Annotated in this window: 10 protein-coding genes, 2 pseudogenes and 1 CRISPR repeat array; of the genes and pseudogenes, 6 read left to right on the forward strand and 6 right to left on the reverse strand. The window is 46.2% G+C overall.

Features of this window, described 5'->3' with window-relative positions; genetic code table 11:
- Nucleotides 1-221: 221 nt before the first annotated feature.
- The 5 genes and pseudogenes from NC994_RS27075 to NC994_RS27095 form a co-directional block, all read right to left on the reverse strand.
- Entirely contained in the window at nt 222-920 is a 699-nt protein-coding gene (locus NC994_RS27075) for a Uma2 family endonuclease (protein WP_190430350.1), read from the reverse strand.
- Nucleotides 921-1057: 137 nt separating this feature from the next.
- Complete coding sequence (locus tag NC994_RS27080; RefSeq protein WP_190430349.1) at nt 1058-1744, reverse strand: hypothetical protein; 687 nt, start codon at nt 1742-1744, stop codon at nt 1058-1060.
- Between the two features lie 65 nt (nt 1745-1809).
- Nucleotides 1810-2433: direct repeats of the CRISPR family, unit length 37 nt; unit sequence GTTTCAACGACCATCCCAACTAGGGGTGGGTTGAAAG.
- Nucleotides 2434-2452: 19 nt separating this feature from the next.
- A pseudogene (locus tag NC994_RS27085) lies at nt 2453-3283 on the reverse strand (IS5 family transposase).
- A gap of 640 nt (nt 3284-3923) precedes the next feature.
- On the reverse strand, nt 3924-5582 hold the full coding sequence (locus tag NC994_RS27090; RefSeq protein WP_190433211.1) for a protein kinase: 1659 nt from the start codon (nt 5580-5582) through the stop codon (nt 3924-3926).
- Between the two features lie 310 nt (nt 5583-5892).
- A complete protein-coding gene (locus tag NC994_RS27095; RefSeq protein WP_242028962.1) occupies nt 5893-6117 on the reverse strand; it encodes a hypothetical protein in 225 nt (74 codons plus the stop codon).
- 1030 nt (nt 6118-7147) lie between these two features.
- Here NC994_RS27095 and NC994_RS27100 point away from each other — a divergent pair.
- From NC994_RS27100 to NC994_RS27115, 4 genes and pseudogenes are all read left to right on the forward strand, one after another.
- Nucleotides 7148-7312 (forward strand): hypothetical protein, encoded by a 165-nt coding sequence (locus NC994_RS27100; RefSeq protein ID WP_190433212.1) that lies wholly within the window; start codon nt 7148-7150, stop codon nt 7310-7312.
- 177 nt (nt 7313-7489) lie between these two features.
- A pseudogene (locus NC994_RS27105) lies at nt 7490-7936 on the forward strand (tellurite resistance TerB family protein).
- 378 nt (nt 7937-8314) lie between these two features.
- Nucleotides 8315-8701, forward strand: coding sequence for a hypothetical protein (locus tag NC994_RS27110; protein ID WP_190433217.1), 387 nt, complete (start codon nt 8315-8317; stop codon nt 8699-8701).
- A 239-nt stretch (nt 8702-8940) separates the two neighbouring features.
- Nucleotides 8941-9459, forward strand: coding sequence for a hypothetical protein (locus NC994_RS27115; protein WP_190433214.1), 519 nt, complete (start codon nt 8941-8943; stop codon nt 9457-9459).
- 129 nt (nt 9460-9588) lie between these two features.
- On the opposite strand, the gene NC994_RS27120 is transcribed toward NC994_RS27115, so the two are convergent.
- Nucleotides 9589-9690, reverse strand: coding sequence for a cytochrome b6-f complex subunit PetL (locus NC994_RS27120; RefSeq protein ID WP_190433215.1), 102 nt, complete (start codon nt 9688-9690; stop codon nt 9589-9591).
- Nucleotides 9691-9780: 90 nt separating this feature from the next.
- Here NC994_RS27120 and aroB point away from each other — a divergent pair, with 90 nt between their 5' ends.
- Nucleotides 9781-10884 (forward strand): 3-dehydroquinate synthase, encoded by a 1104-nt coding sequence (gene aroB / locus NC994_RS27125; RefSeq protein ID WP_190428537.1) that lies wholly within the window; start codon nt 9781-9783, stop codon nt 10882-10884.
- Between the two features lie 70 nt (nt 10885-10954).
- Nucleotides 10955-11086 carry a hypothetical protein gene (locus tag NC994_RS27130; protein ID WP_277878448.1) on the forward strand — a complete coding sequence of 44 codons (132 nt, stop codon included), beginning with the start codon at nt 10955-10957 and terminating at the stop codon, nt 11084-11086.
- Nucleotides 11087-11311: the final 225 nt, after the last annotated feature.

Here is an 11311-nt window from a genome sequence, read left to right on the forward strand (position 1 = left end):
CCGAGCTGCTATGGATAATAATTACATGCTCAAGATTTTGGCTGCTTGTTTAACCCAAATTGATCAGAACTCTCAACCCGCTTGTCAATAGCATTTGAGATGCGCTTGCCCTGTTATGCAAAGCTTGTAGTCATATATCTGCTTGAGCGATCGCATTAGCCCGTTGCTAAGGTCTAGACGTATCGGTAGCCTGCAAAACCCAGTCTAGGTAGAACGAGATATTACGCTAGCGAGTCTGGATCTAACCCCATCGCACGAAGTTGTTTTGCTAGAACTTGAGCGCGTTGTTCAGCAAGTTGGGCGCGCTGTTCGGCAAGCTGGGCGCGTTCTTCCGGTGTCAGCAATCTTTGCCCTTGCTCGTCGTACCAATACAACCACTCCCGCGTTATTCCTTGATAAATTCCCCGTTCTGCACCAATCGCCAATCCCATTTCTGGTAGCCAAACCGGGTTTCCTGGCTGCAACACATATTCGCCATCAACTAACCGATGCACTTCTAAATGCGGCTTTCTGCGACGGCGGGAGGAATAAATTACGTAGTACAACACCCCTAAATTCGCATAATCTAGCTTTTTTTGGCTGTATTCTTTCCGATAAGTTTGGGAGACAACCTCCAACACCATCGTGGGGACACGCTCTTCTTCCCAAATCGCATAACTTAAGCGCAGTTCTTCATCAAAAAACCGCTCGACTCCTAAGCTAAGAAATCCATCGGGGACGATAGCTGGTTTATCTGGATCGTAGTATATTCCCATATCTACGCCAAAAAACCAATCCATGCGATCTGCCCAAGCCATAGCCAATATAGCTTTTAGTAAACCGGGGATTAAATCTTGCAGTTCATTATCCACAGGCGTTTCGTCAGAGTCGGGTAGCTCCTCGGAAGAGGGAAAATACTTCGGTGGCTTGTACTCTAACATGGCTGATTTCCCTAAGACTACTGACTCTATGATAAATAACTAGATACAAACAAAAAAATTAGAGAAGCCCATTTTCTAAAAAATGGAATTTCTCTAAATTTATTTAATGCAAGTAGACTTGTCCCTTAAATAAAAACTTAATCGCAGACTGCAAAAGTTTTTTGTTTACCATCTAAGAAGTATAAAGCCTCAGAACAGTAAGCAAGAGAATCTACATCTAGTTGTTTGGGTGGTTCATCGGTCTTACTAACTTTCCACAATTCAATCGCTGGTGTATTAATATAGGTTTTTTCTTCTGGCGATTCCGCTTTCAAAGGACTATACTTGCGGTTAGCTAAACCTTTTTCTCCTGCGGGTTTGAAGTCCATTGAAGTGTAAATTACCCCTTCTTCTGGCTTCGTGGTGCGCCTGTAATCTTTCACGAGCGATCGCTCAAACTTTTCATTGCCTTGATTCAGGGCGATTTGAAATCGGAAATCAGCCGTTTCTTCAGCTACTAATAACATTGCATAGTCTTTCAAGCCATCTTGATTAAAATCAGCCGAGAAGATGCTGCAAGTAAACTTCTGGTTCGGAGTTTCACTAGACTTAAAGTTGCGAATCGACGGTACAAAATCGGATTCCTTAGCGAGGCGGTGTTCGCCAAGGGTTGCTTTCACAGGTTGCGGGACTTCGCCTTGACACTGCAAATTGGGTAACTCAGCCACTGTTGAGGGAGTTGGGGAAGTTGTCGATGTTGTTGATGTGGACTGGTTGGAATTTGTTGTAGAGTTACAAGCACCCAACATCAGAACCATTGCCAATAAGAAAATTTTTTTTATCATGAGCTGCTAATTAAATCTGTCTGCTCAAGTAGAGCTTCCAAGGCGCGATCGCAAATTCCGGGGATTAAGTGTACACCATCCCAACTAGGGGTGGGTTGAAAGAGCAGATTGGCGCATTTACGCATCTCGGTTTGTTCTGTTTCAACGACCATCCCAACTAGGGGTGGGTTGAAAGCTGCTATGACGTTCAGCAGCGAACGCATCGCGGCGGTTTCAACGATCATCCCAACTAGGGGTGGGTTGAAAGACACCGGGTTAAATGACCAAAAAGAGTTCACTCTTGGTTTCAACGACCATCCCAACTAGGGGTGGGTTGAAAGATGGCTCACAGCCTCAAGATTTTGCATTGGGACTGGTTTCAACGACCATCCCAACTAGGGGTGGGTTGAAAGGTGCCTTTTCTGCGTTGGTTGGGCTGGCGTTAACGGTTTCAACGACCATCCCAACTAGGGGTGGGTTGAAAGTGTTGGCGATCGCTTAGAAGACCAAAAAGCGGCAGCGCAAGCTGGGTTTCAACGACCATCCCAACTAGGGGTGGGTTGAAAGCTACATCTTCATCGTCTAAGGGGTACTCCCTGGAGTTTCAACGACCATCCCAACTAGGGGTGGGTTGAAAGCAAAACCGCAGCAAGAACTTTCTCGTATTGCAACTGTTTCAACGACCATCCCAACTAGGGGTGGGTTGAAAGAATAGACCTCCTGCATGAATCAGTGAGTATGTGCCAGTTCGTAGTTCAACAGTCCCGCAATCAAGTTGAAGCGTAAGCCAAACCGCTTTCTACGATTGCGATAGCGTCCCGAAAAGATGCGAAATATCTTGAAGCGACGAATCACATGCTCAACTCGAACCCGGAGTCTTGCTAATGCCCGATTGTGCTGTTTGTCTGCTTTTGGTAACGGTTGGTTGCGTGGCTTCTTGGTGGGAGTACACGCTCGACTGATGGCGTTTGGCAAACCCTTGATAGCCGCGATCCGCCAAACACAGTTGTGACGGAACAAACGGCAAGCGACTGTGCTTGAGTAGCTTAAAATCGTGCATTGTGCCGCACGCCACAGCAGTAGCAATAATCTGTCCAGTTTCAAACTCCACTAACAGTTGCGCCTTCATTGTGTGACACTTTGAAAAGCCACTGTAGTAGTGCTTCTGTTTTTTTTAGGGCGTTCGATTTCCATCTCCCCCACATCCACTACCATTACTTTCCACTCCCACCCAGGTTGGTACAACTGCCGTTGGCTTGGTAAGCGGAACCTACCACATTGAATCAGTAGGTTTTCCACTTTTCGGACAATTCGGCCCACCGTCGTCTCGTGCAACCCCCAACTCACCCCGATGTGAAACTGACTGCGATACTCCCGCCAGTATTCCAATGCCACCAGCAGTTGGTCTTCAACGCTTAACTTGGCTTGTCCACCGCGCCGTCCTCGACGTTCCAGAGCCGGACGCACCACCTCAATCATCTCCGCAAAAGTCTCACGGCTGACCCCACACAAGCGTTTGAACTCCGCACCGGACAGCTGTTGTAACTGTGTGTATGGCATCGCCCCCTCCTTAAGTTGCTCCTTGTCTCTCCTTAATTTTGCAATTCGACGATCGCCAACTGGCACACTATTTTCTCATTCATGCAGGAGGTCTAATGAACTGAAAGCTCTAACCCAGCAGGAGATGGGTTTCAACGACCATCCCAACTAGGGGTGGGTTGAAAGGAAAGATCAATCCGGAAGTTGGGAGTGAATGAAGTTTCAACTTTCATCCCAACTAGGAGTGGGTTGAAAGTCAACGAGGTTGACTTGCTGTGCGGGTCGATAGGGTTTCAACGACCATCCCCACTAAGGGTGGGTTGAAAGTATGCGTTTGCAGGAATCGGCGACAGCGGGATGGCAGTTTCAACTTTCATCCCAACTAGGGGTGGATTGAAAGCGGCTCAGTATATTCTGTCGTTTGGACGTGGTTGAAGTGTTAAAAGTGACAAATAATTAGTTAATGTACAAAGGCGCACTTCCTTAACACTATCTAGCTAGATAGATAGTCCCTGCAAGAATGACATTAATTTGTCACTGTTACTTCAGCGACATTAATTTGTCTCAACGTCACACAATTCGTCATAACGACAGCAATCTGTCATCGATGACAAATAATTAGTCACTGTACAACAGCGATCGCGGCTCAGGCGACACGTCATTAACGCCAACCTAACCAACGCAGAAAAGGCACAACCAAGTAGTAACTCACGCCCAGCCAGAAGGCAATCGTGACACCCAGGAGACTGAAAAAACCAAGGCTAGGAAGCAGATCGAACGAACTAAGAGTAAAGAACCCTAAACCCCCAAAGATTCCGGCTGTGCCAGCTGCGGCGACAATGGCGTGAACCAGTTGATGGCTGGGCAAACCAAGACCGAGCGTTAACGGGCCAACAGCAACTGCAATCAACGTGACCATTTGCAGCACCGTTCCAGCAGGCATCAGATGGCAAACCAGCCACCCTAACCCATAGCCAAAGACACCCATGAGTCCAGCCACTAAACGGCGCTTGCGTTGACCAAAGCCACCGGCTTCAGTAAGACCCCAAGCCGTTCCCCATCCAGCGAATGCAAACAGCAGAATGGCTTGTCCGACTGGGGGTGGAATATAGGGGAAAACAGGCGGTAGCTGCGCTAGCAAAGCAGCGAAATGAGTCCCTAAAGGGAACACATAAGCCAAAGAAAACCCAGTGACTGCAAACACCCCCCCCGCAATTCCGCCGACAAGCATCTCCCAAAGCGTATCCAGGCAAGCTGTCACAACTTTAGCGATCGCTCGAACCACGAAAAGCGCCGTTTGACCCGCTAGCGTCACAATCGATGCGATCGCCACCCACACAAGCTTCAAACTTCTGCCAGCGATGGTCGCGATCGCATCCGAGAAAGACTGCGGAACCTGGCTGGTTTTCGTCTTCATTGAAGAATCCCCAGCCAGACGCTGCTGAATTTCCACAGCCGTTGCCGGTCGCTGGCGCACATCAGCCTGCACCATATCATCCAGCAAATCAGCGAAGGCAAGACTCACCGGGACACAATGACGCCAACGTAACTCTCCGGTCGCCGGGTCTTCCAACTCCGGGGGATATCGACCCGTGAGCAAGTGAATCATCGTTTGACCCAGCGCATAGAAATCTGCTGCCGGTCCCACCGCACCCCCAAAAATCTGCTCCGGCGGACTGTATCCAGGAGAAATCAATCGCGTTGAACTTGCCTCTTGTCCCACTTGGACAGTGCCTATCTGTTTTGCCCCGCCAAAATCAATTGCCACCAGTTGCCCGGTTTCCTGGCGCAGCATCAAGTTGGAGGGTTTAATATCTCGGTGAATAATCTGCCGCCGATGCAACTCTTGTAAAATATCGAGCGCTTGCTTCAGCCAATTCGCCACCAGCGGCTCGGGACACCCTTGGGGATAGTGGCGCTCCAGGATATCCTGCAATGTCTGACCGTTGATTTTTTCCATTACCAGACAAGGCAGACGCCGGTAAGAGGGATGACCCAAATTCACTACAAAATAGCTATCTGGCTCGACGCTAGGGACACCCGGATGATGCAGGCTTGCTAAAACAGATGCTTCTTGCTCAAACAGTTCCTGCGCCTTTGATGAAGATTCCAGTAATACCTTCAGCACCCGATCTTTTGCCAACTGCAAATCCCAGACTGTATAAATAGCAGCGAATCCCCCAGATCCTAGAGTCTGGAGAGGAATATAGCGATTGTTCAGCTGTAGCGGTGCCCCACAACAGTTGCAAAATTTGTTTCCCCAAGGCTGGGGATAGGGACGCGAACAATCGGGATTAATACAGTGGGCAGCACTGGTCACAGACTAGAATTAGATGAAAACACAAGCTCCCTCGATTCTACTCGACGCCTCAGACTAACCGGAAAACCCGCCAGGATAATCTTCACCAGCGATAAGTCAATACGATACTACCAGCCCTTGAGGAACTTTATCTTTGTTCTAGAACCGACTAAGCGCTTGATAAGGGCATGGTGATTCTTAAAACGATATCCATTGGGTGGTATCGAGCGCAATCTAATAATTTAAAGCGTTTAGATACAAACAAAGCCGGAGAGTTGCTTCTCCGGCTTTGTTTTCACTTGTCGTGCTTCTTTAATGTATTACCAAAAACTTATTTGGCAGAGAGAGTAGTAGCGGTCTGCTGTTGAATCCATGCTGAATGCAAGTCCTCCTCTACAAAAGCCTTTTTCCCAGACTTTAAACTTTCAGCTATAAGCACTTTGATGGTTGGTAAATAAACCCCATTAACCATTTCATGTCCGTAACCAACCACTTTGCCAAAATGCCCAGTTTTCTGGCTAAGAACATCATCCCCTATGGCAAACATGATTTCCATCCTTTTGCAGTGATTCTTTTACTAATCTAATTACTGGTTTAAACCTTTGCTTCTATCAAAGGGAAGGAGTAGCTGTTCCAAAGAAATACCCACATATTAAGTCATTAAGTGCTTTTGAATACATTACTCTGTATTTTTTTTGTTTTTTTAAAACAAACTAATTTTTTTTGATAAGCTGTAATGTGTAACCAAAGCTTGCCAATTTTACAAGTTGCCGACAGTCTAACAAATTGAAAGGATCATTTATCTGATTCTCTCCGTTAATCCTTTGTTCAAGCCTATAGCAAGCACAAATAGCAAAATTAAATAATAATATTAAAGGTAAAAGAGATACAATATTTATGGCTAAGAATGAATTCCTAAATCAACTGCTTATAAATAAATTTTAAAAACATTATTTAACTAGCAATTGCTGTAGCTAGAAACGGCGAACTAGTATACAAGAAGCAATTAATTCCCAAAGATAAAAGCCTCAACATCTTCCCTTAATTGGGAAAATGTTGATTTTCTTAAAAAAATTAAGACGCTCGGGAAGCTGAGAAAAACTAAAGTTTACGAGAAACTTGGACGCGATCGCTTTCTTAGGAAAAGTTTTTTCTTGCAAGTTTAGAGGGAACTTGGAACCAAATCTCGGTATCAAGAGCAAACCCAAAAACGCAGGAATCGTTGAAGTGGGCGAACTGACAAGTCAGCGCTAGGCTAACGCCTCGCTTCGCTGTTTTCAGGCCCAAGGGGCTGTACGCTAACGCGCACCTCATTATAAAAAACATTTAAGTATAAAAAATCAACAACTAAGAATCTGAAACTTCGCTAAATCACTCAATTCGTAAGTTACCTCAGTATTATTGCTGTTAATTTTAGTATTTATAGTTTCACGAGACTTACCAGCCTATTGAGTCAAACCCGTGTAATTACCGGGACATTAGTGGCTCTTAGGCTAAATCTAGTGATTCTTCTGAGGAAATGAGTAGCCAATGTGTGGAGTAATAAGGGAAGAACAACAACAGCCCAGAGCTGAGAAGGCCAAACTATGACAACCTACATTACTTTTGAAACCGCGCTACGGATGCTTGAAAACGCCTATTTAGCTTCAGTTATCTTCCTCCTTGCGGCTTCTTACCTGGGTTTAATCGCAATCGACAAGATTGAAAAAGCTAGCGACAACGCCCCCTCACGGCAACTCGGTTCTCGTTGAACAGCGATCGCTAAAAGTTCTCGCTCAAATAGTTTGACTGTTAAAAATACTCATCTAGGACTCGCGTCATACTCAACCAAGCTGCGAATTGAAGTTGACAGGCTTCTGGAATCATCAGCATCAATCGTGCAGGACAAGTAAATACCTACCTACTATGCCCCTAAGGAGTAGACTGCGATGGGCTTGTTTGACAAAGTATTCAGTACTCAGAACAAAGTTCAAGAAACGCTTAGTCCAACGGAAGCATTTGCTGCTATTACCTTAGCTGCTTGTGCCTCTGACGGATACCTCTCCGACGAAGAAGCACGAGGCATTTCTTCTACACTGTCTCGAATGAAACTCTTCAGAAGTTATCCAGACGATGTGATGAGACGGATGTTTGATAAACTTCTCGGTATTCTTAAACGACAAGGCCCTAGCGGGTTGGTTAAAGCGGCTCGTGAATCTCTTCCTCACGATTTACAGGAAACGGTTTTTGCAGTGGCAACCAATCTCGTCTTAGCCGATGGCATCGTTACCTAAGAAGAACAGAATTTTTTAAACGATTTGCATTAAGCTTTAGAGATTTCCACGGAAACGGCGGTGCAGATTGTGCAAGTGATGTTAATTAAAAACCGAGGTTAAACCTATCCCCTCACGCTTTCGGATTAAATCTCGATAAATATTCTTCAGTAGAGACTAAATGACCCCTGTTAAGGGGTTTTTTTTTCTGGTTACGATTCCCGGTATGCGCTCAGCACTCACATCGCTCAGAAATGTCTCAAATTTCTACTTTTTATCCAATTTTTATCAAGCTGTCTTCGTAGAGCATCTATATACTCTTGCGATCGCCATAACAGCGATCGCGCAGTCATTCTACTGTCTGGCGCTACTGACAAGGTTCTGCTTATACTTTCTAAAATAATTTATTTCTTCATCCTCCTAGGGGTATATTTCACTCTTTCTTTAGGTATACTTGGCAGAACCGCAAACACAGTTAGGAAGGAAACCTAAATGTCAGGCATGAACTACTTAGAGTTAGAACAAGAAATTGCCAAGATGGCTAGGGCGATGATGACCCGCAATAGCCAGATTGGGAAAGACCTGATAGCAAATTTGAGAAGTCAGATGACCCTCGAAGAGATCGGTGGCATGATGCTGGTGAGTATCGAACGTTTAATCTGGTTTGACAGCGATTCAGTGTTGTGGACGATAGAGAATCTCATTCCTGTCGATGTAATGCAAGAAATTCGCACCATTACTTCAGTAGCTGTCGGCAAACGTTTGATTTGCAAAGGATTTATGCCAGGAAAAGATTTTAGTGTCGATGCATCTGGCAAACTGCTACTCAACGACAAAGCTAAAACAGCGATATTACCTCTGGCGACTCTAACTCCTTTGAAAAGTTGAAGATGCCGTCAGACGATTGGCTGGAAAGCACAACGCTAGGCTAGGGAAACGTCTTCAAGCATTGTGCTACAAGTCCAATCCTGGATGGGTAAACATCTTCATCTCTAGTGAGTCACAGGATTTATAGTGATAAGAATCACTAATGAGTCAAATGGGTATCACACCCCCTAAACAGATTCGATCACCGAGGGGTATAAGTAAATGCAAGATACTCAATTTAGAGGATTCTGTGACTTACGATGCCCGACAAAGCCCTCATCACCAAACCGATTAATCAACCCACAGAAATCTTAAGCCAGTTGCACAGCGGACAGCTCCTCCGGGTCAATGGTTGTCGCAGCAGCGCCTTAATTATCTGTCATCGCCACCATGCAGAATTGGCAGGTCCTGGTGCAGGGATTGGCAGTCTGTTTGATATTAATTGTAGCCGGGTGATTCCCATTGGCAACCCGTCAGTGGTTTGTCCTGAGTCTCGCGTCGAGCGACAAAAAGCTTATGAAATTCGGCAACAATGGATTCGCTTTACTCAAAAAGCAATGGAGTATTGCGTTCCGTTGCAGCGTGCCCGTGTCATTTTAGTTGTATTTGAAAAATACTTTGGTCTTGAAGCGACTGCCCAAATGCCGGATGAGATTCTGGCTCAATTGGTGGGAGTTTTGCCAAAAACAATCCAAATGGCGCGTCGAGTGACTAGCAAGCCCTGTGAGAGTACCCCAAAGCAATCTACCGTAAAGGTGTTAAGTCTAACAGAAGGATGAGAGATGAAAGGATTCGTTGATTCGTCTTCTTGTATCCTTCTGTAACCTGCCTTTAGCAAGGATGAAGTAGGAAAGAAGTACAGAACGAACAATTCCTTCATCGTTCATCCTTCGCCAGCAGGCTAGTGATTAGATCAGCTTGATGGCGCGGAGGCCGAAATACAGCCCCACAGCAACACCAAAAGCACCACCCAAAAGTAAGAAGTAAGCGATCGCTCCAGAGATTTCCATTTTTCCGATAGAACGCAATATCCACCATTGAAACATCAAGTGGAGTAGAATACAGCCCACGGGCGCTTGTTGGTTGATGGGGTTTGGTTTATGGAATCGGTGATTCGGGTTAATTTACCGCAGCAGGCTTACGAAATTGCGATCGCATCTTCTGGTCTAGGGCAACTAGGCGCTAAGATGACCAGTTTGAACTTGGGGAAGAAAGTGTTGGTTGTTTCTAACCCAGAAATTTTTCGGCACTATGGTCAAGAAGCGATCGCATCCCTTAAAGAAGCTGGTTTTGACGTTACCGAACTAACCCTTCCCGCTGGCGAACGCTACAAAACCCTCGACTCTGTCCAAAAAATCTACGACGCCACCTTGGAAAATCGCCTAGAACGCTCTTCAACGCTTGTTGCGGTAGGCGGTGGCGTAATTGGTGATATGACTGGCTTTGCTGCGGCTACCTGGCTGCGGGGGATTAACTTCGTACAAGTTCCGACAACACTCTTGTCAATGGTTGATGCTGCCATTGGCGGCAAAACCGGCGTTAATCATCCCCAAGGAAAAAATTTAATTGGTGCCTTCCATCAGCCGCGGCTGGTTTTAATTGACCCAGAGGTGCTGAAAACTTTGCCAGTGCAAGAGTTTCGGGCGGGGATGGCAGAGGTGATTAAGTATGGGATTATCTGGGATGCTGATTTATTTGAGCAGATGGAGCGATCGCCATATCTTGACTCACTCCCCTCTCTAGACGCTGGTTTATTACAAGAAATCCTGGCACGATCCTGCCAAGCCAAAGCCGATGTCGTCAGCAAAGATGAAAAAGAAGCTGGACTCCGCGCCATTCTCAACTACGGTCACACTATCGGTCATGCTGTAGAAAGCTTAACCGGCTACCGTGTCGTGAACCACGGGGAAGCAGTAGGGATTGGGATGGTCGCGGCGGGTCAGATTGCGGTTAACCTTCAGATGTGGGACAAGGCAGACGCCCAACGTCAAGATGCCCTAATTCAAAAAGCCGGATTACCCACCCAGCTACCAGCAGGGCTAGACATCGAAGCAATTATTGAGACGCTGCAAACCGATAAGAAAGTGAAAGATGGAAAGGTGCGGTTTGTCCTTCCCACCCAGATTGGGGCAGTAACTGTAACCGACCAAGTGCCGTCAGATGTAATACGACAGGTGCTGCAACAAATGGTTACTCACCAGTAATCTGTAAGCGCAAAAAGCTACACTGAGCCAACTGTTTTCGTCAAACGTCTCTGTTTATAGGGGCTTTCCGATGACTCACTTTGGCATCATCTGTCCTACCGCCTCCGGTCATCTCAACCCGATGACGACTTTAGGCTACGAATTGGTTTCTCGCGGTCATCGCGTCACTCTATTCGGGAAGCCTGTATTGGCGTTGCATTAACTGAGCAAGGGTCTTTGGGCGCTCTTGAGCGCATTAAGTAGCTGGGACTAATTAAATATAAGATGGCATAAAGCCCCTAAACGAAGTTTTCCATTAATCTATGCCTGCTCCCATTCGGATTATCTTAAGCGAAGCAGAGGACTCAATGTTAAGCGAGTTGCGAGTTGCTCAAACCGTGCCGCAACGGACGCGCGACCGCGCCCACATGATCCGCTTAAATGCACA

The sequence above is a fragment of the Trichocoleus sp. AS-A1 genome (assembly GCF_039962015.1).
Lineage (GTDB): Bacteria > Cyanobacteriota > Cyanobacteriia > Cyanobacteriales > FACHB-T130 > FACHB-T130.

Coding starts and splice junctions, on each gene's coding strand:
- NC994_RS27075 (WP_190430350.1), bottom strand. CDS start 920: ATGTTAGAGTACAAGCCACCGAAGTATTTTCCCTCTTCCGAGGAGCTA.
- NC994_RS27080 (WP_190430349.1), bottom strand. CDS start 1,744: ATGATAAAAAAAATTTTCTTATTGGCAATGGTTCTGATGTTGGGTGCT.
- NC994_RS27095 (WP_242028962.1), bottom strand. CDS start 6,117: ATGGAAATCATGTTTGCCATAGGGGATGATGTTCTTAGCCAGAAAACT.
- NC994_RS27100 (WP_190433212.1), top strand. CDS start 7,148: ATGACAACCTACATTACTTTTGAAACCGCGCTACGGATGCTTGAAAAC.
- NC994_RS27110 (WP_190433217.1), top strand. CDS start 8,315: ATGAACTACTTAGAGTTAGAACAAGAAATTGCCAAGATGGCTAGGGCG.
- NC994_RS27115 (WP_190433214.1), top strand. CDS start 8,941: ATGCCCGACAAAGCCCTCATCACCAAACCGATTAATCAACCCACAGAA.
- NC994_RS27120 (WP_190433215.1), bottom strand. CDS start 9,690: ATGGAAATCTCTGGAGCGATCGCTTACTTCTTACTTTTGGGTGGTGCT.
- aroB (WP_190428537.1), top strand. CDS start 9,781: ATGGAATCGGTGATTCGGGTTAATTTACCGCAGCAGGCTTACGAAATT.
- NC994_RS27130 (WP_277878448.1), top strand. CDS start 10,955: ATGACTCACTTTGGCATCATCTGTCCTACCGCCTCCGGTCATCTCAAC.